21 protein-coding genes and 1 other annotated feature are annotated in these 25,013 nt (G+C 31.1%); of the genes, 17 read left to right on the top strand and 4 right to left on the bottom strand.

All coding sequences use genetic code 11. The features are described from left to right. Positions 1-14 precede the first annotated feature (14 nt). Positions 15-1,253, top strand: coding sequence for a dihydroorotase (locus TICRE_RS01090; protein ID WP_075724260.1), 1,239 nt, complete (start codon positions 15-17; stop codon positions 1,251-1,253). 288 nt (positions 1,254-1,541) lie between these two features. After that, entirely contained in the window at positions 1,542-2,555 is a 1,014-nt protein-coding gene (gene fni / locus TICRE_RS01085; RefSeq protein ID WP_075724258.1) for a type 2 isopentenyl-diphosphate Delta-isomerase, read from the top strand. A 30-nt stretch (positions 2,556-2,585) separates the two neighbouring features. Here fni and TICRE_RS01080 read toward each other — a convergent pair whose 3' ends face one another. Next, the gene (locus tag TICRE_RS01080; RefSeq protein ID WP_158016374.1) at positions 2,586-4,361 is read right to left on the bottom strand and encodes a DUF2207 domain-containing protein; all 1,776 of its coding nucleotides are present in this window, start codon (positions 4,359-4,361) and stop codon (positions 2,586-2,588) included. 694 nt (positions 4,362-5,055) lie between these two features. On the opposite strand from TICRE_RS01080, the gene accB reads away from it, so the two are divergent. From accB to TICRE_RS01045, 6 genes are all read left to right on the top strand, one after another. Next, on the top strand, positions 5,056-5,529 hold the full coding sequence (gene accB / locus TICRE_RS01070) for an acetyl-CoA carboxylase biotin carboxyl carrier protein (RefSeq protein ID WP_075724254.1): 474 nt from the start codon (positions 5,056-5,058) through the stop codon (positions 5,527-5,529). Continuing rightward, positions 5,530-6,882, top strand: a complete 1,353-nt coding sequence (locus tag TICRE_RS01065) for an acetyl-CoA carboxylase biotin carboxylase subunit (protein ID WP_075724252.1) — start codon at positions 5,530-5,532, stop codon at positions 6,880-6,882. A gap of 10 nt (positions 6,883-6,892) precedes the next feature. After that, positions 6,893-7,729, top strand: a complete 837-nt coding sequence (gene accD, locus TICRE_RS01060) for an acetyl-CoA carboxylase, carboxyltransferase subunit beta (RefSeq protein ID WP_075724250.1) — start codon at positions 6,893-6,895, stop codon at positions 7,727-7,729. Then, a complete protein-coding gene (locus tag TICRE_RS01055; RefSeq protein WP_075724248.1) occupies positions 7,722-8,678 on the top strand; it encodes an acetyl-CoA carboxylase carboxyltransferase subunit alpha in 957 nt (318 codons plus the stop codon). Before accD ends, TICRE_RS01055 begins: the two co-directional genes overlap by 8 nt. Before the next feature lie 95 nt (positions 8,679-8,773). Then, positions 8,774-9,475: a DUF1538 domain-containing protein gene (locus TICRE_RS01050; RefSeq protein ID WP_075724246.1), complete on the top strand. Its 702-nt coding sequence runs from the start codon at positions 8,774-8,776 to the stop codon at positions 9,473-9,475. Between the two features lie 9 nt (positions 9,476-9,484). After that, positions 9,485-9,811, top strand: coding sequence for a P-II family nitrogen regulator (locus TICRE_RS01045; RefSeq protein WP_075724244.1), 327 nt, complete (start codon positions 9,485-9,487; stop codon positions 9,809-9,811). A 13-nt stretch (positions 9,812-9,824) separates the two neighbouring features. Here TICRE_RS01045 and TICRE_RS01040 read toward each other — a convergent pair whose 3' ends face one another. Then, the gene (locus TICRE_RS01040; RefSeq protein WP_075724242.1) at positions 9,825-10,514 is read right to left on the bottom strand and encodes a hydrolase; all 690 of its coding nucleotides are present in this window, start codon (positions 10,512-10,514) and stop codon (positions 9,825-9,827) included. Between the two features lie 154 nt (positions 10,515-10,668). Between TICRE_RS01040 and TICRE_RS01035 the strand changes: the two genes are divergently transcribed. From TICRE_RS01035 to gatB, 7 genes are all read left to right on the top strand, one after another. After that, positions 10,669-12,645, top strand: a complete 1,977-nt coding sequence (locus tag TICRE_RS01035) for a helix-turn-helix domain-containing protein (RefSeq protein WP_075724240.1) — start codon at positions 10,669-10,671, stop codon at positions 12,643-12,645. A gap of 142 nt (positions 12,646-12,787) precedes the next feature. Beyond that, entirely contained in the window at positions 12,788-14,188 is a 1,401-nt protein-coding gene (locus TICRE_RS01030) for an MATE family efflux transporter (RefSeq protein WP_075724238.1), read from the top strand. A gap of 92 nt (positions 14,189-14,280) precedes the next feature. Beyond that, on the top strand, positions 14,281-15,279 hold the full coding sequence (gene corA, locus TICRE_RS01025) for a magnesium/cobalt transporter CorA (protein WP_075724236.1): 999 nt from the start codon (positions 14,281-14,283) through the stop codon (positions 15,277-15,279). 3 nt (positions 15,280-15,282) lie between these two features. Continuing rightward, a complete protein-coding gene (locus TICRE_RS01020) occupies positions 15,283-15,780 on the top strand; it encodes an ECF transporter S component (RefSeq protein WP_075724234.1) in 498 nt (165 codons plus the stop codon). 140 nt (positions 15,781-15,920) lie between these two features. Beyond that, positions 15,921-16,171 (top strand) — a binding site (T-box leader). A 49-nt stretch (positions 16,172-16,220) separates the two neighbouring features. Beyond that, positions 16,221-18,311, top strand: a complete 2,091-nt coding sequence (aspS, locus tag TICRE_RS01015; protein ID WP_075724232.1) for an aspartate--tRNA ligase — start codon at positions 16,221-16,223, stop codon at positions 18,309-18,311. Further along, on the top strand, positions 18,304-19,518 hold the full coding sequence (locus tag TICRE_RS01010) for an amidase family protein (RefSeq protein WP_075724230.1): 1,215 nt from the start codon (positions 18,304-18,306) through the stop codon (positions 19,516-19,518). Before aspS ends, TICRE_RS01010 begins: the two co-directional genes overlap by 8 nt. Beyond that, positions 19,511-20,935 carry an Asp-tRNA(Asn)/Glu-tRNA(Gln) amidotransferase subunit GatB gene (gene gatB / locus TICRE_RS01005; RefSeq protein WP_075724228.1) on the top strand — a complete coding sequence of 475 codons (1,425 nt, stop codon included), beginning with the start codon at positions 19,511-19,513 and terminating at the stop codon, positions 20,933-20,935. Before TICRE_RS01010 ends, gatB begins: the two co-directional genes overlap by 8 nt. Before the next feature lie 13 nt (positions 20,936-20,948). Here gatB and TICRE_RS01000 read toward each other — a convergent pair whose 3' ends face one another. Further along, complete coding sequence (locus TICRE_RS01000) at positions 20,949-21,146, bottom strand: DUF378 domain-containing protein (protein ID WP_075724225.1); 198 nt, start codon at positions 21,144-21,146, stop codon at positions 20,949-20,951. Positions 21,147-21,369: 223 nt separating this feature from the next. On the opposite strand from TICRE_RS01000, the gene TICRE_RS00995 reads away from it, so the two are divergent. Together TICRE_RS00995 and TICRE_RS00990 are read left to right on the top strand one after the other, a co-directional pair. Beyond that, positions 21,370-22,728: a YjiH family protein gene (locus tag TICRE_RS00995; RefSeq protein WP_075724223.1), complete on the top strand. Its 1,359-nt coding sequence runs from the start codon at positions 21,370-21,372 to the stop codon at positions 22,726-22,728. Positions 22,729-22,741: 13 nt separating this feature from the next. Next, positions 22,742-23,701, top strand: coding sequence for a threonine ammonia-lyase (locus tag TICRE_RS00990; RefSeq protein ID WP_075724221.1), 960 nt, complete (start codon positions 22,742-22,744; stop codon positions 23,699-23,701). Positions 23,702-23,729: 28 nt separating this feature from the next. Here the strand turns inward: TICRE_RS00990 and namA are convergent, their stop codons facing one another. Then, positions 23,730-24,746: an NADPH dehydrogenase NamA gene (gene namA, locus TICRE_RS00985; RefSeq protein ID WP_075724219.1), complete on the bottom strand. Its 1,017-nt coding sequence runs from the start codon at positions 24,744-24,746 to the stop codon at positions 23,730-23,732. Between the last annotated feature and the right edge of the window lie 267 nt (positions 24,747-25,013).

Below are 25,013 nucleotides of genomic sequence, written 5' to 3'. Positions count from 1 at the left end.
TCAAGGAGGAAAAAATGATTTTAATAAAAAACGGAAGAGTTATTGATCCTTTAAGTGGAACGGATGAACATCTAGATATATTGATAGATGGAAAAAACATTATAAAGATAGAAAAATCCATTGAAGTAGAGGAAGAATATACCCTAATAGATGCAACAGATATTATAATAGCTCCTGGTCTTATAGATGTACACGTTCACTTCAGAGACCCTGGACAGACGTTTAAAGAAGATCTGGTAACTGGTAGTGATGCTGCTGCAAGAGGAGGCTTTACGAGCGTCGTATGTATGGCAAACACTAATCCAGTGGTAGACAATGTAGAAACGCTTAAATATATATTGGAAAAGGCTAAAGATTTAAAAGTAGAAGTCCTTCAAGTTAGTACAGTTACCAAGGGAATGAATGGAGAAAACTTAAATGACTTAAAAGCTTTAAAAGATGCAGGTGCAGTAGGTTTTTCTGATGATGGAAAACCTATTATGAATACTAGAGTTTTAAAGACGGCTATGAAGATTTCAAAAGAGTTAGATATGCCAATAAGCCTTCATGAAGAAGATCCATCACTAATAGAGGAAAATGGAATAAATGAATTTTCTCCTCATGTAGCGGAAGATGTAATGGTAAGTAGAGATATATCTCTTGCTATAGCTGTAGGTTCAAAGGTAAATATTCAGCATATAAGCTCAGGTGTTTCAGTAGAGCTGGTAAGATGGGGAAAGAAGATGGGTGCAAATATTTACGCAGAAGTTACTCCTCACCACTTTACACTTACTGAAGATGCTTTGGAAAAGTATGGATCATTAGCTAAGATGAACCCTCCTCTTAGAACCCCTTGGGATAAGAATAAGATCATTGAAGGATTAAAGGATAATACAATCGATATAATAGCTACAGACCATGCTCCACACACCCAAGAAGAAAAGGATAAAGATATAACTTTAGCGCCAAGTGGCATTATAGGGCTTGAAACCGCCCTTGCCCTATCTATTACAAACTTGGTAGATAAGGGACATTTAAGTATGATAGAGATGCTTAAAAAACTTACTATAAATCCTGCTCGCCTTTATAATCTAGATAGAGGATATATAAAGGAAAACAAAAGGGCTGATTTGGTAATATTTTCCCCAGATGAAGAATATGTGGTAGAAGATTTCCTCTCTAAATCATGGAATTCTCCATTTTTAGGGGAAAAGTTAAAGGGAAAAGTAAAGATGACCATAGCAAAGGGCAATATAGTTTATAAAAGCATCTGATACAAGTTTTCTTTATCCGATAGCTTACAATTGCAGTACTCTATCAAAAGAATCTAGAGTAGGCAATTGCATAGCTCCTGGATAAGTGCAACTTTGCATCAGAAAAGCATCTGATACAAGTTTTCTTTAAACAAATCAATCTTTTCAATTGTAAATTATCGAAATATGTAGTATTATTTAGATATAAAGGTTTGTCCATATTTAAAATGAGACAAACCACTATATCAGCTGGAGTCTAAAGCTCCCTCTGATACAAGTTTTTAAAACTGGTAGATAGAGGTGAATTAATTGAGGAAAAAAAGGAAAAGGGAACATGTGGAAAATTATTTAAAGACTAGTTTTCAAGGAGATACCCTTTTTGGTGATGTGTTTTTAGAACATAACTCATTACCAGAATTAAACTTTTCTGAAATAGATACTAAGACTACATTCTTAGGAAAGACCATTGATTATCCTATACTCATAAATGCTATGACAGGCGGTACAGAATTTTCCGAAGGGATAAACAGGGAATTATCTCTCTTGGCTAAAGAATTCAATATAGCCATGGCGGTTGGGTCCGAAACTATAGCACTATGTGAAGAAGAAGGGTGCAGGAAATCTTTTGAAATAGTAAGAGAAACAATAGGACAGAACGGTCTGGTCTTTGCGAATTTAAGTGCGGCGGCTTCTTTAGAAGAAGTAAAGGCAGCTTTAAATTTAATCCATGGAGATGCTATTCAACTTCATGTAAATGTAGCACAAGAACTTGCAATGGAAGAAGGAGATAGGGACTTTTCTGGTATATATGAAAATATAAGAAATATATTAGAAAATATAGATAAACCAGTAATTGTTAAAGAAGTAGGGTTTGGTATATCTAAAAATGTTGCCCAGAAGCTCTATGAAATAGGTGTAAGATATGTAGATATATCAGGACACGGTGGTACAAACTTTATTGAAATTGAAAATCTTAGAAATATGAACATCGATTTATCTGAATTATACTCTTGGGGTATACCTACAGCACTATCTCTAATAAAATGTAGAGAACTCTCAAGTGATTTAAAAATTGTATCAAGTGGTGGAATTAAAAGTAGTAAAGATATAGTAAAGTCTCTAGTTTTAGGGGCAGATATTGTAGGAATAAGTGGTGAACTACTTTCCTACCTAATCCATGGGGGATATGACAATGCGAAAAATTATCTTGATGGATTAGCATATAAGATAAAAATGATTATGATGCTTATGGGTAAGAAAAACATTGAAGAATTAAAGACAGCGGACTATAAGATAATAGGGGATTTAAAAGATTTAATTTAAAAGGCATAGTGGAATTTTCCACTATGCCTTTTAAAATCCCCCGGCGCCTCCGCCACCTGCACCACCACCGCCTCCTCCAGTAAATCCTCCGCCTCCGCCAAAGCCAGAAGATCCAGAAGAGCTATTTTCTGCATATCCATAAAATCTATTAGTAAATTTATCTTCAAACTGGGATCCTCCGCTTTTATTTGTTAAAAAAAACAGATAGCCCCAGCCCAATGGATAATATTCATTGCCTACTGAATTTCTAAAACTATTTAAATTTTTCATAGGTAAATCCAGAGCAATAGCATATATAAGAGCTTTATCATCAGAAATATCTATATTTTTCTTGGATTTCTTTTGTATCTGATCTTTAAAGTCATTCCATAAATTGGCTTGTATATATCCCCTCTCATTAGGGCTATAGATCAAAACTATACCATATATAAGTATCCCTATACCAGTTACTAGAGGAACAAGTCCGTAAACTGATTCAAAAACGAATGTTATAATTGCGATAACAATCCATATCAAGCTTAAAACTATAATAGAGACTCCCCACTTTTTTGCTAACGGGTCATAGTAATCTTGAGATTTCAAATCCTCCCTTACAAGTTTATTCCACTGGGTTTGAGAACGATAAAACATAGTAGAGTTTTTATTCCTATATTCTTCTAATTCTAAAGTAGTTACGGTATTATCGTTTTGTGCACTATCAAATATCCAATCCAAAAGAAAAACTTCGTTCGCCTTTAAATCTTTTGGAGTCTTTTGTATTCTTTTAAATTCATATTCTTTAGAACCTTTATCTCCTTCTATTTCCTTTATATCGATATAACCTTTATAAGAGAGCTGGAATAAACTAGCTAAAAATGCTCTTGGTGAGATGACTTTATTCATAAAGAGGGAGAGTTCAGCAGGTGTTATATCATCTGGATAAGGGCTTGTCATTTTTTCAAATACATCTTCATTTCTTCTGAATTTATAAAACAAAAGCATAAATAAAGGTGCTGCAAGTACGCCTAAATATATAGAGATTTTAGAAAACAAATCTTTTCTCTTTGCTTTTTCTTCTATCTCTTTTTCAACTTTTTGAGCAAAAGCTTTTTCTTCTTTTAAAATAGAATTAAAATTTTTTTCTCCTATATTTTCACTTAATGGGATATATTCCCTTGGAAACAAAATTCTATTTTCTATAAATTCACCACCTTCTACATCCGTTACTTCAGATTTTATAGTTTCATCTGAAAAATAAATCTTACCTTCTTGTGGTCCATGGGCAAATATTTTTATCTTTTCTTTTTCAAACTGTGGTAAGTGTAGGTTTACTGAAAAGTAATCTATATGAGTTTCATTTTCTTTACCTAAAAATTTATAGTAGAGTTCACCAGTATCACTATGCTTTAATGCAACATTTTTAAGTGTATATTTTAATCTAAAGGTCTTTGATTCGTCTTTTGAAGGTGAAAATATCTTTAACTCTAGATTGCTACCATCTATATATGAAGTAAATTTATCACGATCACCCTTTTTAGCATCTTTAACTTGTTTGTACAACACCTCTTTTCCATCTATCATCTCAGAAATAGATACATCTTTTACCCCATCTGTTCCCTTTAAAATAATATCTCGATATACTCCATTAAAATCATCATTAAAATTAAATGTAATATCTTCTGAAATCTTTAAATCACCACTTTTAAGTAATGTACCATCTACTAACCACCTATTTATATTTAAATCATCTTGGGCAAAAGATATAGGTGAAAATAGAATAATAGCGGTAAATAAAATAAGTACAGACAATAAAAACCTCTTTTTCAAAGAAACCTCCCCCTTTAGCTTTAATAGTAAATTTATACCCTTTTTATTATAATATAATATAGAAAAAATAGAAATAAGCTTTTGTAAAGATTGTTAACTCATTTCTAGTGGTTTAATTATGTAGATAGAGATTTATTATATCCCCACGGGGACTTATTACACATGATACATAATTAGGTAAGGTGAAGGGAGAATAATAGTGTTAAATACTTTAAAATATATATCTGTAATTGGTATTAAGTTTCCAATCCAGAAATGGTAGTGAATCCTAGTAATCTAACATATGGAGTGATGGAATGAATGTTTTTATTGGCTTAGTTCTATTAATTTTAAGCTTTATATCTCTAATATTCGCATATAAAAGTATTTTACTGTATATTAAAGATTATAAAGGAATATATAGTAAAGTTTTTGTTCTATTAGAATGGGAAGTTACTCTATTTCTACCACTGGGAATATTATTATTAATTTCTAGTATATTATATATCCAAGGAAATGATATTTTTAATATCCTTTAAAATTAAAATAATCTCCGTAATTGAAGACAAATATTTGAAAAAACATTATGGAAGATGTTTGATGGAGTACAGATAAGAGATATGTCGAATTTGCATTTAAAAGTCAATTGTTTTACTTGACCTTATTATGATATAATAGTTAAGATAAATAATCATAATATTATGGGGGTGTAAATTTGGATTTAAAAGATATAAAAGATCTAATACTAGCAATAGACAAAACAAGCATAGAAAAAGTAGAGATAGAAAAAGATGATATAAAGATAAATATATATAAAAACACTGGAACAATCAATTCAAGAGGAAATACAAACTCTGATGATATGTATCTTTATGAAGATAAGAATAAATATGAGGATATAGTAAAAGATGAACCAAAGTCTACGGAAATTCCAGAAAACCAAGAGGACTTCTTTATAGCAAAGTCTCCTATAGTGGGCATTTACTATTCTGCTTCTAGTCCTAATTCAGACTCCTTTGTAAAGGTTGGTCAGAGAGTCAAAAAAGGAGATACTCTTTGTATTGTTGAAGCTATGAAAATCATGAATGAAATAGAAGCCGAAATAGATGGAGAAGTTGTAGAGATATATGCCCAAGATGAAGATATAATTCAATATGGTCAGGCTCTATTAAAGCTTAGGAGGATTTAAATGTTTAAAAAAATACTAATTGCAAATAGGGGCGAAATAGCCGTTAGAATTATCAGAACTTGTAAGGAAATGGGTATAAAAACAGTTTCTGTATATTCAGATATAGATGAAGATTCTATTCATGTGCATATGGCAGATGAATCTATTTGTATAGGACCTAGCAAAAGTCAAAAAAGCTATTTAAATATAGACAATATTATATCAGCAGCTATTGTAACTGGTGCTGAAGCTATTCATCCTGGATATGGATTTTTATCCGAAAGCATAAAGCTTGTAGAGGCATGTGATAAAAATGGGATAAAATTCATAGGACCTAAAGCTTTGCATATGGAAATGATGGGAAATAAATCTATGGCAAGAAAGACTATGATAGAGGCAGGAGTTCCAGTTGTACCTGGTTCTAAAGAAGCTACAAATGATGAAAAAATAGCATATGAAATAGCTCTTGAAGTTGGATTTCCACTTATGGTAAAAGCATCTAGTGGGGGCGGTGGACGAGGCCTTAGAATAGTCTATAATAAGGAAGAATTTAAAGAAAAGTTTAATATGGCTAAATCAGAATCAGAAATAGGATTTAACGATGACTCTATGTATATAGAAAGATTTGTAGAGAACCCTCGTCATATTGAATTTCAAATACTGGGAGATAGCTATGGAAATGTAGTTCATTTAGGAGAAAGAGACTGCTCACTTCAAAGAAGAAATCAAAAGGTTTTGGAAGAAGCACCTTGCAGTGTTATAGATCCTTCTCTAAGAAAAAAGATGGGAGATACTGCACTTAAAGCTGCGCGTTCAGTGGGCTATGAAAGTGTTGGAACTATTGAGTTTTTGCTTGATAGGGAGAACAATTTTTATTTTATAGAGATGAATACTAGAATACAAGTGGAGCATCCTATTACAGAAGAGATAGTGGAACTAGACCTTATAAGGGAGCAGATAAATGTAGCTTTTGGAGAAAAGTTAAAGTTCACTCAAGAAGATATCAAGATGAATGGTCATGCTATAGAATGCAGAATAAATGCAGAAGATCCGAGTATGAACTTTAGGCCATCACCTGGAACTATAGAAGGTTATTTTGCGCCTGGAGGATATGGTGTTAGGGTGGATAGTCATATATACAACGACTATACAATCCCACCTACTTACGACTCTATGATAGGAAAAGTAATAACCTGGGGAAAAAACAGAGAAGAAGCTATAGATAGGATGAAAAGGGCATTAGATGAGATGGTTATTGTGGGAGTAAAGACTAATATAGAATTTCAAAAATCTATTTTAAATAATGAAAGATTTTTAAAAAATGATATAGATACTTCCTTCATAGAAAAAGAGATATTTAAGAAAGAGGATTAGGAGGTAGAGGATGTTAAAGGATTTCTTTAATAGAAAAAAATATGCCGAAATAGGTATAAAAGATAAAGAAGAAAAAGAAAAACCCTTGGAGATCAAAGTACAAAAGATAGAAGAAAATAAAAAAGAGAGTACTTCTCATGATAAGCTTAAGGATTCTAGACTTGGTGCTAGAGAAAGAATAGAAAGTATAATAGATAAAGATACATTTCAAGAATATGATAAAAACTTAAAAACCACAAACCCTTTAGATTTTCCTGAATATATGGCAAAGATAGATATAGCAAAGGAAAATACTGGTGAAACTGAAGCAGTTATAACCGGTGAGGGAGATATAGACGGTAGAAAGATTATTATATGTGTGATGAATCCTAATTTTATGATGGGAAGTATGGGATCAGTAGTAGGAGAAAAGATAACAAGAGCTATAGAAAAAGCAGAAGAAAAAAGATTGCCAATTATAATCTTTACAGCTTCCGGGGGAGCTAGGATGCAGGAGGGAATACTTTCTCTAATGCAGATGGCTAAAACTTCAGCAGCTCTTGGTAGATTAAAGGAAAAAGGCGTGCCTTATATCTCAGTACTTACAGATCCAACAACAGGGGGAGTTACTGCAAGTTTTGCTATGCTTGGAGATATAATTATTTCAGAACCAAATACTCTTATATGTTTTGCAGGCCCTAGGGTTATAGAACAAACTATAAAACAAAAACTACCAGAGGGATTTCAAAGAGCAGAGTTTTTACTCGAAAAAGGATTTATAGATATGATAGTAGAGAGGGAAGAGTTAAAGAATATGATTTCACATATTTTAAGTCTTCATCCATTAGGCGGTGAAATAGATGGGTAATATATTAGAAGGTGAAAAGCCAATTCTAGAACTAGAAGAAAAAATAAGTGAACTTATGGAGTTTTCAAAAGAAAATGAAGTTGACTTAAAAAATGAAATATATATACTTAAGAGAAAAGTTTCTCAAATGAAAAAGAAACTCTATGAAGACCCAAGTTCTTGGGAAAGAGTAAATATGGCTAGATTTCAAGAAAGACCTAGTACACTTTTATATATAGAAAACTTTATAGATGGATTTATAGAATTTCATGGAGACAGATATTTCGGTGATGATAAGGCTATAGTAGGGGGCATAGGAAGTTTTGAAGGAATACCAGTTACAGTAATAGGTCATCAAAAGGGAAATAATACAAAAGAAAATATAATTAGAAACTTTGGTATGGCAAGTCCCGAAGGATATAGAAAAGCACTAAGACTTATGAAGCAGGCCGAAAAGTTTAATAGACCTATAATTACATTTATAGATACTTCCGGTGCATTTTGTGGACTAGGGGCAGAAGAAAGAGGTCAAGGTGAAGCTATAGCACGAAATTTACTAGAAATGAGCACTCTAAAGACCCCTATCATAGCAATCATAATAGGGGAAGGTGGAAGTGGAGGAGCTTTAGCATTAGGAGTAGGAGATAGGGTAGCTATGCTTGAAAATGCTATTTACTCAGTTATATCTCCCGAAGGACTCTCTAGTATACTTTGGAAAGATTCAACTCTTGCAAGTAAAGCTTCTGATGTTATGAAGCTTACTGCAAAAGATCTATTAGAGCTTGATGTAATAGATGATATTATAAAAGAAGCACTGGGTGGAGCACATCGTGATATAGATTTTACAGCTAAAAATATAAAGACATATATTTCGAAAGAACTTAAAGAGCTTTTAGCCCTAGATAAAAATGATTTATTAGATAAGAGATATGAAAAGTTTAGGAATATGGGTAAGTTTGAAGAAAAATAAGTGCTTAATTTAAGTACTTATTTTTTTATCTCTACCTTTATTCCTTACTATAGTTTATAATATTAATACAAAGACAAAAAATCGGGGGTGAGAAATTGAAATTCATAGAAATATTATCTCCACTATGGGAGACAGTAAAGGGTATATTGCCACTTACTATTATAATGGTAGTTTTTCAAGTTTTCATATTAAAAAAACCTATAGAAAATGTAGCAGAATTTACTATTGGTGTTATTCTAGCTATTTTAGGGCTTCATTTATTTTTAAAAGGGACGACCATGAGCCTTATTCCTCTGGGAGATTCAGTAGGTAGAAACTTATATCTATTAGATAAAAAGATTTTTATAGTGCTAATAGGATTTGTAATTGGATATTTTGGAACACTTGTAGAACCAGCTCTTAGAACTCTAGCCCTAGAAGTAGAAGAAGTATCAGCAGGGGCTATAAGTCAGAGAGTTTTAATACACGGAGTTGCGGCAGGATTTGGACTTGGCATGGGAATAGGATTATTTAAAATCATAAATAATATATCTTATATAAAGATAATAGTTCCATTGTTAGCTATAGTTTTAATCTTAATATTTATATCCCCAAAGATGTATGTATCCATTGCAATGGACTCAGCAAGTGCAACTACAGGGCCTGTAAATATTCCAATAAATATGGCGCTTGCCATAGGAATAGCAAGTGTTATAGAAGGGGTAGATCCGCTTCTTTCAGGTTTTGGTATAGTAGGGCTTACATCTGTTGGAGCGATGATATCAGTTTTAGTGCTTGGAATATTAAGTAATTTATAGGAGGACTTCATGTTAGATATTAAATGTATAGTTGCAATAGTAGAAAGAGGGAAGGCAGAAAGAATAGTAAAAGCAGCCAAAGAAGTAGGTGCAAGTGGAGCTACAATTTTTTATGGAAGAGGAACAGGAGAGTCTGAAGTAAAGAAGTTTTTAAATGTTCATATTGAAGCTTCAAAAGAGATAATTCTAATACTAATAGAGAGAGAAAAGAAAAATCAGATATTAGAAGCAATGGTAAAGGCAGGAGATCTTAAAAAACCAGGTACCGGGATTATATTTACCCTACCTGTAAAAGATCTGATAGGGCTTCATCATAGAGAAGCGTTTGAAGATTAAAAAGAGATAGTTTTTAGCTATCTCTTTTTTGTTTTCTATAACCCTTCATCACTTCAGTAAATATCTCAGCTGTGCTTGGAGGAGTATATGTTATAGCATTTGCACCTGCATCTATTGTAGCCAAGATTGACTCTTCCGTAGGTCCGCCTGTAGCTATAATTGGAAACTCTTTTCCGTATTCATTTCTTATCTCTTTAACAAGAGAGATAGTGTTAATACCACCAGATACATTTAGAATTCTTGCTCCAGCTTCTATTTTTCCATGATAGTCATCATAGATAGAGCCAACAGTAGCTATTATAGGAATATCTAAAATTTCTTTCATTTCTTTTATAAGTTCATTTTTAGTAGGAGAGTTTACAACTACTCCATATACCCCCATAAGTTCTGCTTGAAGTGCTATATTTATAGCTCTAGGTCCACCTGTAACTCCTCCACCTACACCTACAAACACTGGTACTGAAGCCACTTCAAGTATAGAGTGAATTATAGAAAGTTGTGGTGTAAAAGGGTATACTGCTATAATAGATCCTGCATTATTATTGTTTATAATAGCTACATCTGTTGAAAAAATTAACGATTTTATGCGAGTTCCAAATATTGTTATACCACTTGCCTTGTATATGGCCTTTGGAACTTCTATTATCCTAGATTTTAATATAGATTTAACTTCTGGTATATATTTTTCATTTTCTTTAGTCAATTAAAAACCTCCTTAACTCATGTATAGCGTAATATTTAGTTTAACTCATAAATGATAAAATATCAATAAAAACTATTTAAGCTCTTACTTGTATTTTTTAAAAAGTATAATACAATATATATAAAGAAATAAGAAAGTTTTGGGAGAGAGATATATGCGAAAAGAGCATACGGAATACTTAAAGGATTTATGGATAAATATTCATCTTGCAAATATACAAAAATATCCTATCCATTGGAAAGATTCCTTGGAGATCTTATTTGTATTAAAAGGAAAGATAAAAATAGGTATAGAAACTGAACATTACGAACTTTGGGAGAGACAAATTGAAATAGTAAATCCAAATGAAGTCTCGTGGATAAGTTCTGATGATAAGGATAATTTAGTCTTAATAATAGATATAGATCCAAGCTTTTTTAAAAGATATTATGATGATGCAGAAGATACGTTTTTTTATACCGATTCTTCTAATAAAAGAGTTCAAGAAGATGAAGAGTATTATAAATTAAGAGAGTATATATCTATACTCTTATTTGAAGTAGTAAGTAAATTGGACGATTATGAAGATTTAACAGAAGAAACACTCTTGCAAATGATGTATCACCTTTTAAACAACTTTCACTATCTCTTTTATGAAGGTGAAAACTTAGAAGAAGATGAACTTCAACTTCAAAGATATCATAGAATTGTAAAATACTTAAGTAATAATTATATGAATAAAGTAAGCCTGCAAGATATAGCAGATAAAGAGTTTTTAAGTTCACAGTATCTTTCATATAAGATAAAAGAGACATTTGGACTAGGTTTTAATGAGTATTTAAATCAAATAAGAGTAGAAGAATCTACAAAACTTCTTTTAGATAGTGATCTTTCAATCTCAGAGATATCAGAGGAAGTAGGATTTTCTCATGTTAGATATTTTAATAAACATTTTAAACTCCATTATAATATGACACCTCTTCAGTATAGGAAAAAATATGAACTAGATCAAGATGAATTAGATTCAAAAAGATTTATAAAATATTTTCCATTAGAAGAAGCCCTTCCATTTTTAAAGAATTATCTAGAACACTATGAAAGATATAACTATGACAATAGAATAATAAAGCTTGATATAGACTTAAATAAAGAGATGATAGATGAATTTAAAAGACCAGAACTTATAGACTTAGGGGATATATCTCTTCTGCTTGAAGAAGAAAATAGAAATATATTGAGGGAGATACAAGCGGAGATAGGCTTTAAATATGCTATTGTAAATAGACTGTTTTCAGCTGATATGGATATCTATAGAGGGAAAAACAATAGATTTATAAACTGGACTAGAGTTGAAAACATAATAGAGTTTTTGCTTTCTCTAAAATTGTTTCCAATAATAGATATTAAAGGAGTAGAAAAACATATAATAGATAACTTTTTAGATAACTTTTCAAATATATTTCATCAAGATGTAAGAGAGTGGTTAGATTTTTCTCTAAAAGATTTAGAACCATTTTTTTTAAAAGAAGATATAAATTCTAAATATGATACTATGGAGATGGTACCTTTTATAATAAACTCCTATGTAAATTTAGAAAAACGAGTAGTTTTAAAGATGATGGATGAGATAAATAGAGACACTTTTCTTTCAAATGACACCTTTTTTGGAGGAGATGGACTCTATACAAACAATTATTTAAATAAACCTTCATATTATGCATTTATGATACTTTCATCTTTAGGAGATGAGGTGATTTATAGGGAAGAAGGCTATATAGTTACAAAATCTAAAGATGGTTATCAAATACTTTTATTTAATCCAGAAGGCTTAAATGAAGGTATATTCTTAGAAGGATATAAAAAATCTGCTCCAAAGGCTAAAAAGGTCTCTATAAACCTTTACAATATGGAAGGAGATTTTCATATAACAAAATATAATTTAAATAAAAATTATGGCTCTTCTTTTGATAAGTGGAAGTTTCTTGGAAGCCCTGAGCGAATAGAAAATGAGTATTGGGATCTTTTAAAAGAATTTGTTCATCCCGATATAAAATTTTACTATGGGAAAAGATCCCTAGTATTTAATTTTTTAACTGGAGTAAAGCCAGAAGGAGCAGTTCTTTTTATTCTTAAAAACAGTGAAATTGAATAGATAAGTACTATTTTAAGGTTTTTTGAAAAAAGAAGATTTTTTAAAAACTTAAAATAGTACTTAAATCTAGGTAAAAGAGTGAGTTATAACCTTACCCCCATTATGATATCATTATAAGAGTAGTAAAGATGGGGGTTTTATTATGGGTAAAGGAAGTAAAATGTTTGGAGAAGAAAAAATAGGAAAGCTTCTTATTAAATTTTCTATTCCAATTATAATTTCATTTTTGATTGCAGAATTATATAATATGGTAGATACATTGTTTGTAGGAAGAAATGTCGGAGGCCTTGCTATTGGAGCTTTAGTCTTAGTGTTTCCAATTCAAAGGCTTATAATAGCTCTAAGTGTTATGATATCAACAGGTACATCAACAGCATTTTCAAGAGCAAATGGAGAAGAAGACATTGACAAGTCAAAAGAGATATTTCAAAGTGGGTTTTCTTTTTGTCTTTTAATTATGATAGGTTTAATCCTTATAGTATCTTTATTTAAAGAAAAGATACTCGTATTTTTAGGAGCAAGTCCAAATATTCTTCCATTAGCAATGGAATATTTAGAGATAATAATATTTGGTAGTATTTTCCTAAGTTTAACTATATTTATATCAAATATATGTATAACACTTGGAAACAATAAAGTTTCTATAATAAGTAATGCTATAGGAGCAGGACTTAATATAATATTAGACTATATTTTAATAGTTCATTTTAAAATGGGAATAAAAGGAGCTGCTATTGCAACTCTTATCTCTCAGATAATTGGATTTTTATATGCATTTTATAATTACTTAAAGATAAATAAAAAATATAATTTAAATACAAAGCTTAATATAAAGAAAAACATAATCACACCTATACTCTTAGTAGGTCTTGCAGGATTTGTAGTAGAAATAGAAGATGGGATAGTTATGGGTGTGCTAAATAATCTATTAGCCCACACATCAGGAGATACCGGAATAATAGTTCTGGGACTTGTTTCTAAACTCTATATGTTTTTATTTGTGACAATGTGGGGTATAGCATCAGCTATGCAACCTATTGCATCCTTTAATGTAGGAGCTAAAAACTATAAGAGGCTTAAAACACTTATGAAAAAGACAACTATTTATGCTTTTTCAACCACAGCACTTCTTTGGGGTATTGGATTAGTATTTACAAAGCAGTTACTATCTTTTTTCGTAAAAGATGCACTGTTGATAGAAGAGGCAGCAAAAGCATTTAGAATAGTTATTTCTCTATTTCCACTTATAAGCATATACTATGTATCTATATTCTACTTTCAAGCAATGGGAAAAGCTAGAACTTCAATACTCATATCAGGACTTAGGCAAATTATAATAATGATTCCACTTTCTATTTTGTTTGTAAAGGTATTTGATCTTGGAGCTATGGGTATATGGATTTCTTATCCAATATCAGATCTTTTAGCAAGTTTAGCATCATTTATGCTAATAAGAAATGAAGGTCTAGAACTCAATATAAGAATAGAAAAACAAAGAGAGAGAGAAAAAGTTGCAAGTGCAGAATTAAAATATTCATTGTAAAAAGAGTTCCTTTTAAAGGGACTTTTTTTATTATCAAAAATGCAGAATTTGGGGTATAATTAAATATAAATATACTTTTATGAGGAGAAATTATGATAAATATTACTGTAGATGAAAAACAGACCGAACTTATATATACTAAATATGATGAAAAAGAATTTATAAGAAATAAGATAAGCAATATAGATGAATTTTTAAATGATATAGAAGACAAAGAAGTTAGATGGTTAGATATAGTAGGACTTGCAGATGAAAGTATTTTAGAAGAGATATGCGAAAAGTTTAAAATACATCCATTAGTGATAGAAGATATATTAAATATGGAGCAAACGCCTAAAGTAGAAGACTATGAGGAAGGTTTATTTGTTATAGCCAAAAATATCATATTAGAAAAAGAAGAATTATTAAGCGAACAGATTTCCTTTATGATATATCGAGATAAACTCATATCTTTTAGATATAAAGATACTGGAATATTTGATGAAATAGAAGGAAGACTTAAATCAGGAACAGCCCTTAGAAAAAATGGGGCAGATGATTTACTCTATGCACTTTTAGATATAATAGTAGATAGATACTTCAACATAATGGAAGATATAGGAGATAGATTAGATGATTTAGAAGATGAAACATTAGAAAATCCTGATAGATCAATACTTGGGAAAGTTTATCTTTTAAAAAGAGATCTAATCTCCATTAGAAATATACTTTGGCCCATGAGAAACACTATAAGTAGTATTTCTAAAAATGAATATGATATAATAAATGGAAACACTATATATTACTTCAGAGATATATATGATCACATAATTCAAATTATAGATATAAATGAAACATATAGAGAAATAGCTTCTTCTATGCTTGAAATATATCTTTCAAGTATAGGCAATAAGACAAACGATGTAATGAAGATCCTGACGATTTATTCTACCATTTTTATTCCTCTAACTTTTGTAGCAGGGGTATATGGAATGAACTTTAAATATATGCCTGAACTATATTGGAAATATTCATATCCTTCATTTTGGATTATAAGCATAATAATAACTATCTATATGATAATATTCTTTAGGAAGAAAGGTTGGATGTAGTTTATGGGAGATAATAAAACTAAGATCATTACAAAAATATCTATATTAATAGCACTCACAGTACTTATGACAATGGTAATAAGTATTCCAATAGTAGGTGGAAATGGGTATGTAAATTTAGGTGATATGGTAATATTTATAACTGCTCTTTTATTAAATAGAAAATATGCATTTATAGTTGGAGGGATAGGTTCTTTTTTGGCAGATATATTTTTAGGATATAGTTTATATGCTCCTATAAGTTTTATAGTAAAAGGCTTAGAAGGATTTATAGCAGGAAGATTACTAGATACAAACATAGGAAAAAAATATCCATTAATTGCCACCATGATAGCTGGTATATGGATGGCTTTTGGATACTATATATTTGAAATATTTATGTATGGAACTAAAGGTGCGATTGTTTCAGTTCCAGCAAATCTAATCCAAGGACTTGTAGGAGCTATAGCTGCAAATTTAGTCTTTAAAGCTTTAAAAACTTCTAAAATCTTAAAAGAGTGAATTTGATATGTACCATTATTTACCGGTATAATAATAGGGATAATGGTAAAGGTATAAACAATAAAGATTTAAAGGTTTTTAAAAAATATACTTGACAAAGAGGAAATAAAGTTGTAAAGTGATGGTAATATAAAAAGTTAAAACAAACTTGGATTAGAAGAGTAAGTTAAAGGATAAGTCAAAGTGAGTCTGTGATAGTGAGAAACAGATACAAATATTTTAACCCAAAAACATCTATGAGTTTCAATCTGAAAGAAATTTTTTTAGTAGGTGAGACGTACCTGATGCGTTAAATCAGTAGATATCGGCTTTTAGCCCGTATTGAATCGAGATTTGGATTATTTATAATCAAATTGGGTGGTACCGCGAAACTTAACCTTTCGTCCCTTTACAGGGATTGAAAGGTTTTTTTAATGTTTTTTAAAAGAGGAGGAAAGTTTATGAAAAGAGATAGATATGCTGCAAGAGTTAGTGAAGAAGATATAGAAAAAAACCTGTGCTTTACCGGATGGGTTCAAAATATAAGGGATATGGGAGGAATAATATTCTTAGATTTAAGAGATAAAACTGGAATACTTCAAGTTGTATGTGATCTCAATAACCTCAGTCCTGAGACTTTTAAAACTGTTGAAACTATAAGAAATGAATACGTAATAGCTGTTAGTGGTGTTATAAGAAAAAGAGATATGGACACATATAATCCTAAACTTCCAACTGGAACTATAGAATTAAAGGCACTAAGTCTTGAAATTCTTTCAAAATCTAAAGCACTACCTTTTCAGATAGAAGAAAGTTCTAATATTAAAGAAGAGTTAAGGCTAAAACATAGATACCTAGATCTTAGAAAACCTTCACTATACAATAATCTAGTATTAAGACATAGTACTCTAAAGGTAGTTAGAAGATTTTTAGAGGAAAGAGAATTTTTAGAGGTAGAAACACCAATACTTACTAAATCAACTCCTGAAGGGGCACGAGATTATCTAGTTCCAAGTAGACTTCACAAGGGAGAATTTTACGCTCTTCCTCAATCACCACAAATATTTAAGCAACTTCTTATGACATCTGGAGTAGATAGATATTATCAGATAGCTAAATGCTTTAGAGATGAAGATTTAAGATCAGATAGACAACCAGAATTTACACAGGTAGATATGGAACTTTCTTTTTCATCACAAGAAGAGATCTTAGGATATCTAGAAGAGATGTTTAAAGAGATATTTAAAGAAGTTTTAAATATAGATATAAAAGAGGATTTTGAAAGAATTACCTATAAAGAAGCAATAGAATTTTATGGAAGCGATAAACCAGATATAAGATTTGGAATGAAAATAGTAGATTTAAGTGAAGCATTAAAAGATACTGATTTTAAAGTATTCAAAGATACTTTAAAGACAGGCGGAAAGGTTAAAGCAATAAATATTAAAGGTGGAAATAGTTTTACAAGAACTGAAATAGAGGAACTAACTTCCTGGGCTATAGGCTATGGAGCTAAGGGAATGGCGTGGATAGCAATAGAAGAAACAGGGGAGACAAGATCTATTCTTACTAAGTATTTTTCTAAGGAGACAATGAAAGATCTTTTAGAGAAAATGGAATCAAATCCAGGAGATTTAATAGTATTTTCAGCAGATAAAATAGAGGTAGTAAATAAAACTCTAGGAGGACTTAGACTCGATATAGCGGATAAACTAGGTCAACGAAAAAAAGATGACTTCAAATTTTTAATGGTAACAGATTTTCCACTATTTGAATGGAGTGAAGAAGAAAATAGATTTATGTCAATGCATCATCCTTTTACAATGATGAATGAAGAGGATATAGCTTTAATGGATACTGATCCAGAAAGTGTAAGATCTCAGTCTTACGATATAGTGTTAAACGGAGTAGAACTTGGAAGTGGAAGTATTCGTATTCATAGAAGTGATATTCAAAAGAAGATGTTTGAAGTATTAGGTCTTAGTAAAGAAGATATAGAAGAAAGATTTGGATTTATCTTAGAGGCATTTTCTTACGGAACACCTCCACATGGTGGATTTGCCTTTGGACTAGATAGACTAATTATGATGATGGCAGGAGCAGAATCAATTCGTGAGGTTATAGCATTTCCAAAGACAGGGGATGGAGTTTGTCCACTAAGTGAAGCACCAAGTACTGTAGATCCAGAACAGTTAAAGGTTTTAGACTTTGGTTTTGCAACTGGAGAAAAAACAGCTCAAGAAAAATTGATAAAAAAGGATATAGATATTGATGCTTTAGGGATTAGTTCATATATTTATCTAGAAGATAAAAAGGAAGCTTATAAAGACTATATAATAGAGATGATGGAAAAAACATCAGATATACAAGATGTGGATGTTTCTGGTTTAACTCCCACTATAAATATTCACCCTATAGAAAACAGCTTTAGAGAAGATAAGGTAGATAAAAACTTTACTAGAGAAGAACTTTTAAAACATGCAAATAGTATCTATGATGGATATATATTATTAGAAAAGGGATTGAGTAAGGGGGAGGTAAAAAATGGATAAATTGTATAAAACTATAGATAGAGAAAAGATAAAACAAAGAGAAAAAGTATTGCAGTTGAAAAAAGAAAATGGTGAAACACTAGGCAATTTATTTGGAATGCGTATAGCCCTAGAAGATAGCATATCAACTAAGGAGATGCTCACAAGTGTAGGAGCTAAGATGCTAGAGAACTATATACCTCCTTTTGATGCAACTATAGTAGAAAAGGTATTAGATGAAGATGCCATAGTAACAGGTAAGATAGATATAAGAGAATTTGGAGTAGGCAAAAAAATAGATTCCAATTTGGGAAGAGTACTAAAAGAAGATGGGGCAGATGTATCTATTGGAGGAGATACATCAGGAGAGATAAGGATAGAAGCAGTAGAGAGCGGTCTTTATGGTTTAAAACCTACTTATGGAAGTATATCTAGATATGGAGTTATAGGAAGTGCACCATCTCTTGAACAAGTAGGTATTATTTCTAAAGATGTAGAGACTATGAAAAAGGTGTTTTATACTATATCAGGAAAAGATAAAAAAGATTCTACTACATTTAATAGAAAAGATATCGAATTAAAAGGTATAGACAAGATAAAAATAGGAGTACCTAAAGAATACCTAAAAGACTTAGATGAAGCCCTACAAAAAGAAATGGATAAGACTTTAGAAGAATTTAAAAAACTTGGTTGTAGTATAGACTATATAACAATTCCTTCAGCAAAATATGCTTCTTCTATATATAATATCCTTCAAGCAGCAGAGTTTTCTTCTGATATGGGAAAATTTGATGGAGTTTTCTATGGATATAGAACTAAAGGACATCTTGACAATGAAGATTTCTTTAAACAAAATAGAACCAAAGGACTTTCAATAGATGTTAAAAAGAAAATCATGTTTGGAAACTTTGTACTAAGTAAGGACAACTATGAAGATTATTATGAAAAGAGTCAAAAGATAAGAACCCTTATAAAAGATGAAGTAAATAAAAGGTTTGAACAATACGATATAATCCTAAGCCCTATTGTAGGAGAAGATATAAACTATACTGTAATTGCTAATATAGTAGGAACACCAGAAATAAGTCTTCCAAGCATTTATGAAAAAGAAAAATTTGGAATTGGAATCATGGGGAAGAGTTCTAATGAAGAACTCCTATTTAAATTAGCTTTAAACTACGAAGAAAAAATTTTAAACAGTAAAGAGGAAGGTGGAAAAGATGAGTAAAGAATATGAAACCGTCATAGGACTTGAAGTACATGTGGAGCTTAAAACCAAGTCAAAGATATTTTGTAGTTGTGAGGTAGATTTTGGGGGAGAACCAAATACTCATTGTTGTCCAATATGTATAGGACTTCCGGGTACCCTTCCAACTTTAAATGAAAAAGTAGTAGAATATGCTATTAAAGCTGGAGTTAGTACAAACTGTGAAATTACGAGACGAGGCAAACAAGATCGTAAAAACTATTTTTATCCAGACTCTGGTAAAGCATATCAAATTTCTCAAAATGAACTTCCAATTTGTCATGGTGGGTATCTAGATATAGAATCAGAAGATGGACAAAAGAGAATAGGAATCACAAGGATTCATATAGAAGAAGATGCGGGAAAACTAGTTCATGATCCTGAACTTGGAACACTGATAGATTATAATAGGGGCGGAGTTCCTCTAATAGAAATAGTATCAGAACCAGACTTTAGAAGTGAACACGAAGTAAAAGCATATTTACAAAAACTTAGAACTATTATGATCTATATAGATGTATCAGATGCTAAGATGAACGAAGGCTCATTTAGATGTGACGTAAACCTATCTATAAGAGAAAAGGGTGAAGAAAAATTTGGGGTAAGAGCAGAGATTAAAAACTTAAACTCTTTTAACTCCATAATGAGGGCTATAGAATATGAAAGAAAAAGACAGATAAAGGCAATCGAAAGTGGAGAAACGCTAGTTCAAGAAACACGTGGATATGATGATGAAAAAAGAATCACATATTCTATGAGAGAAAAAGAAGATGCTACAGACTATAGATATTTTCCTGATCCTGATCTTATGCCTATAGTGATAGATGAAGATACAATAGAAAAGATAATTAAGAATCTTCCTGAACTTCCAGATACAAGAAAAAGGATGTATATGGATAAATATGGTTTAAGTGCTTATGATGCAGAACAGATTGTAAGTTCAAAGAAGAGTGCAGATTACTTCCAAGAGTGTGTTGAACTTGTAAAATCACCTAAGATATTAGCAAATATTTTAATAGGTGAGATATTTGGTCTTTCAACTTCTGATGAATTTGATATAGAGATTTCTCCACAAGATCTAGGAGAACTAGTAAGATTTTTAGAAGATGGAACTATAAACAATAATAGTGCAAAACAGATTATAAAACTTATGAATGAAACACAAAAGACTGCTAAAGAAATAATAAAAGAAAAAAACCTAGAACAAATAAATAGTAGAGAGATACTAGAACCTTTAATAAATGGAATAATTTCACAGAGTCAAAAGGCTGTAGAAGAATATCAAGCGGGTAAAGAAAAAGCCCTTCAGTCTATAATAGGTAAGATAATGAAAGAGACCAAGGGACGCGCAAATCCAGAAATGAGCAAAACGATATTAGAGGAAAAATTAAAAAAATAGAATAGGCATATGCCTATTCTATTACTTTTCGTCTATCAAATATAAATTTAACACAATAAATTCCAGCTAGAGCTACAAGGCCGTAAACAATTCTACTTAAAAAAGAATCTTGGCCTCCAAATAAACTAGCTACTAAGTCAAACTGAAAAAGAGCAATAAGTCCCCAGTTAAGAGCACCAATTATAACCAATACTAAAGCAGTTGTATCCATAAAATTCACTCCTTTTAAAATTTAAATAGTTTCAATACTATTGTTTCTATTTGTATATATAATATACATTTAATTTTTTAAGCTATCTTAACATTTTATAGGAGAGATATTACTTTTCTAAAAAAATTAAAGTATTTAGTGATATCATTTGATATTATGGGTAACTCTATAACAATAAGAAAGAGATAAAACGAGAAACAAGTGAAAGCATGGAGGAGAGAATATGAAAAAACTTATGAAACAAAAATATTCATTTATGGATTATTTTAAATTTATAGTTCCATCAATAATAGGAATGTTATTATTGATGTTTCCATTTAATTATAAGGGAGAAACAACTATTGCAGCAGCATTATTTGCTGGATGGGTTACAAGAGCACTTGGAAAATCGCTTCCCAGTATTATATTTATCTTTATTGCATTTACTGCAATAGTTACTCTTATTTATAAAACTGCAAAACCCAATATAATAGAAAGAAGTGAATTTTTAAAAGGAATATTTGATGTAAGTATATTTTGGACAGTGGTAAGATTGATAGGATTTATACTAGCAGCACTTGTATATTTTGAAATAGGGCCAGAGTGGATTTGGTCAGAAAATACTGGAGGACTTATTTTACATGACCTTATACTTGGACTCTTCTCCATATTTTTATTTGCAGGATTCCTTTTGCCATATTTAACAGACTTTGGACTTTTAGAATTTGTAGGAGTACTTCTTACTCCAGTTATGAGACCCCTATTTGGATTGCCAGGAAGATCTTCAATAGATTGTGTGGCATCATGGATAGGAGATGGAACTATAGGGGTAAGTCTTACAAATAAACAATATAAAGAAGGATATTATACATCCAGAGAAGCAAGCATTATAGCTACCACATTTTCTGCTGTATCCATTACTTTTTCATTAGTAGTATTAAAGCAAGTTAATTTAATGAGACTATTTGCTCCTTATTATTTAACTATAGTTTTAACAGGAGTTGTTGCAGCTATAATAATCCCAAGGCTTCCTCCATTATCTCGAAAGAAAGATACTTACTATCATGGAGAGAAAAAGGATTTAGGAGAAGATATACCACAGGGGTATACCAATGTAGAGTGGGGACTAAAACTTGCAATAGACAGAGCTAATGAGAGTTCAAACATATTTAAGCTTATAAAAAATGGTGCAAAATCAGTACTAGATTTATGGCTTGGAGTTCTTCCTGTTATTATGGCATTTGGTACTATAGCCCTTATAATTGCAGAGCATACACCAATATTTGAATGGCTAGGAATGCCATTTATTCCAATACTAAAACTTCTAAGAGTTCCATATGCTGTAGAAGCTTCTAAAACTGTAATGGTAGGATTTGCAGATATGTTTTTACCTTCAGTTATAGGGGCAAGCATCCCAAGTGAAATGACTAGATTTGTAGTTGCTACACTTTCTGTAACACAACTTGTATATCTATCAGAAGCGGGAGCTGTTATACTGGGCTCAAAGATAGAAGTTTCCCTTAAAGATTTATTTATAATATTTATAGAGAGAACACTTGTAACTCTTCCAATTATAGTGTTGGTAGCTCACTTACTATTTTAAGGAGATGTAAAAAATGATTAGTTTTAATGATGTAGAAAAAGCAAAGAATAGGATAGAGAGGTATGTTTATCATACGCCTTTAGAAAAGTCAATACATCTAAGTGATGAGAATACAAATATATATCTTAAACTAGAAAATCAACAAAAGGTGAGATGTGCAAAAGTTAGAGGTGCAACTAGTAAAATAACAAGCCTTACTAAAGAAGAAAGAGAAAAAGGAGTGGTAGCTGTTTCTTCAGGAAATCATGGAGCAGCAGTAAGCTATGTATCAAATTTACTGGGAATTGAAAAAGCAACTGTATATGTACCTATTACAACTCCAAAGAGTAAGGTAGAAAAGATAGGATACTATGGGGCAAAAGTAGTAAAGGTAGGAAAAAACTATGATGAAGCCCACGAATTTGCCTTAGAGAAAATAAAGGAAGGAGGGGGTATATTTATAGACCCTTGCTCTGATAAAGAAGTTATAGCAGGGCAAGGTACTATTGCAATAGAGATATTAGAAGAACAACCTGATATAGATACCATACTTGTTCCTATAGGTGGTGGTGGAATCATAACAGGTATAAGTATAGCCGCTAAGCATATTAATCCCAACATAAAGATTATAGGCCTTCAGACATCAGCTTGCCCTGCTATGGTGGCTTCTCTTAGAGATGAAAAGTTCTACGAAACTTATCCAACTGAAAACTCTATTTGTGATGCACTAATTGGGGGAGTGGGATATATTCCATATAAAATGGCTAAAGAATGTATAGACGATATAATGGTAATAGAAGAAGAGGATATAGCAGATGCGATTAAATATGCTCTTTTAGAAGAAAAAATAATAGTAGAACCAGCAGCAGCTATAGGTATAGCAGCAGTAAGAACTAATTCTGAAATTTTTAAAGGGGAAAATATAGCGGTTGTTTTAACAGGTGGAAACATAGATAAACAACTGCTGCTAGAAATCATAAATAAAGATTCATAAAAAAAGAAGATCAATTGATCTTCTTTTTTTATCTATATGCTCTTTTGTATTGCAGTGGAAAATCTATATCAATGTTTTGATCATAAGCCATATGAAGTGGTGCATAGGGGTCACGGAGTAATTTTCTACCTAAGGCCACAAGGTCTGATCTATTATTAGAAAGAATCTCTTCTATCTGATTAAAATTTTCTATAAGTCCAACTGATATAGTTGGGATAGAACATTTCTTTTTAACTCTTTCTGCAAAACTTACTTGATAACCAGGGAATGTATTTATATCTACATCTACAAGTCCTCCAGTACTTATATGGGCTATATCGAAGTATTCTTTCACTTCATTTATTATATCGACAATTTCATCTTTGTCTATTCCACCTTGCTTATAATCTGTAGCAGAAAATCTTACAAGGATAGGTTTTTCTTTTGGCCAAACTTCTTTTATAGCTAAAAGTATCTCTTTTAAAAATCTAGTTCTGTTTCCAAGGCTTCCACCATATTCATCTACTCTTTTATTGGTAATAGGTGATAGAAATTCATGGATTAAATAGCCATGAGCTGCATGGATTTCTATAGCATCAAAACCTGCCTCTAATGCTCTTCTAGCGCCATCTTTAAATCTTATTATCAAATCTTTTATATCACAGCTTTTAAGTTCATAGGGAAGTTTATAATTCTCACTATGGAGAATTTCAGAAGGTGCTACTATATATTCATCTTCACTATCACTCTTTCTACCTGCATGAGCAAGTTGTATGGCTATTTTAGAATCATATTCATGTACATTTTCTACAAGAGATTTTAATCCTTCAATATGATTGTCATCCCATATGCCTAAATCTCTATTTGATATTCTACCATTAGGAATGATAGCAGCAGCTTCTACTATTATAAGTCCGGTTCCACCTATAGCCCTTGAACCATAGTGGACTCTATGAAAATCTTTTACTAGTCCATCTTCATCTGAAGAATAGGTACACATAGGAGCCATAACTATTCTATTTTTAAGAGTTAAATCTTTTATTTCAAATTTTTCAAAAGTTTTCAATGTTAATCTCCTCCTCTAATAATTATACCCTAAAAGTGGAAATTTAATATATACTTAAATTTATTTTAAACAAGACTAATTTAAGTATATATTTTCTTTAAATGGACATTATATTTACATGCCCCCTTATTAAAAATTTGATAGCTCGTTGCAGAACTCTGTAGCGAGCTATTTTACTGCATTTCAATCTATTGAAATGGCTGGGATTCCCCCGATTTTGGGTATATATACAGTATCAAGTTGTTTATAACTCAAAACGGAAATTGA

The sequence above is a fragment of the Tissierella creatinophila DSM 6911 genome (assembly GCF_001940565.1).
Taxonomy (GTDB): Bacteria; Bacillota; Clostridia; order Tissierellales; family Tissierellaceae; genus Tissierella_A; species Tissierella_A creatinophila.
This window is presented reverse-complemented; position numbering and strand designations above follow the sequence as displayed.

What these genes read in the sequence shown, in the direction of transcription:
- TICRE_RS01065 (WP_075724252.1), top strand. Translation starts at nt 5,530, where the DNA reads ATGTTTAAAAAAATACTAATTGCAAATAGGGGCGAAATAGCCGTTAGA.
- TICRE_RS01030 (WP_075724238.1), top strand. Translation starts at nt 12,788, where the DNA reads ATGGGTAAAGGAAGTAAAATGTTTGGAGAAGAAAAAATAGGAAAGCTT.
- TICRE_RS01090 (WP_075724260.1), top strand. Translation starts at nt 15, where the DNA reads ATGATTTTAATAAAAAACGGAAGAGTTATTGATCCTTTAAGTGGAACG.
- corA (WP_075724236.1), top strand. Translation starts at nt 14,281, where the DNA reads ATGATAAATATTACTGTAGATGAAAAACAGACCGAACTTATATATACT.
- TICRE_RS01035 (WP_075724240.1), top strand. Translation starts at nt 10,669, where the DNA reads ATGCGAAAAGAGCATACGGAATACTTAAAGGATTTATGGATAAATATT.
- TICRE_RS00995 (WP_075724223.1), top strand. Translation starts at nt 21,370, where the DNA reads ATGAAAAAACTTATGAAACAAAAATATTCATTTATGGATTATTTTAAA.
- TICRE_RS00990 (WP_075724221.1), top strand. Translation starts at nt 22,742, where the DNA reads ATGATTAGTTTTAATGATGTAGAAAAAGCAAAGAATAGGATAGAGAGG.
- accD (WP_075724250.1), top strand. Translation starts at nt 6,893, where the DNA reads ATGTTAAAGGATTTCTTTAATAGAAAAAAATATGCCGAAATAGGTATA.
- TICRE_RS01010 (WP_075724230.1), top strand. Translation starts at nt 18,304, where the DNA reads ATGGATAAATTGTATAAAACTATAGATAGAGAAAAGATAAAACAAAGA.
- TICRE_RS01055 (WP_075724248.1), top strand. Translation starts at nt 7,722, where the DNA reads ATGGGTAATATATTAGAAGGTGAAAAGCCAATTCTAGAACTAGAAGAA.
- gatB (WP_075724228.1), top strand. Translation starts at nt 19,511, where the DNA reads ATGAGTAAAGAATATGAAACCGTCATAGGACTTGAAGTACATGTGGAG.
- TICRE_RS01020 (WP_075724234.1), top strand. Translation starts at nt 15,283, where the DNA reads ATGGGAGATAATAAAACTAAGATCATTACAAAAATATCTATATTAATA.
- TICRE_RS01000 (WP_075724225.1), bottom strand. Translation starts at nt 21,146, where the DNA reads ATGGATACAACTGCTTTAGTATTGGTTATAATTGGTGCTCTTAACTGG.
- aspS (WP_075724232.1), top strand. Translation starts at nt 16,221, where the DNA reads ATGAAAAGAGATAGATATGCTGCAAGAGTTAGTGAAGAAGATATAGAA.
- TICRE_RS01045 (WP_075724244.1), top strand. Translation starts at nt 9,485, where the DNA reads ATGTTAGATATTAAATGTATAGTTGCAATAGTAGAAAGAGGGAAGGCA.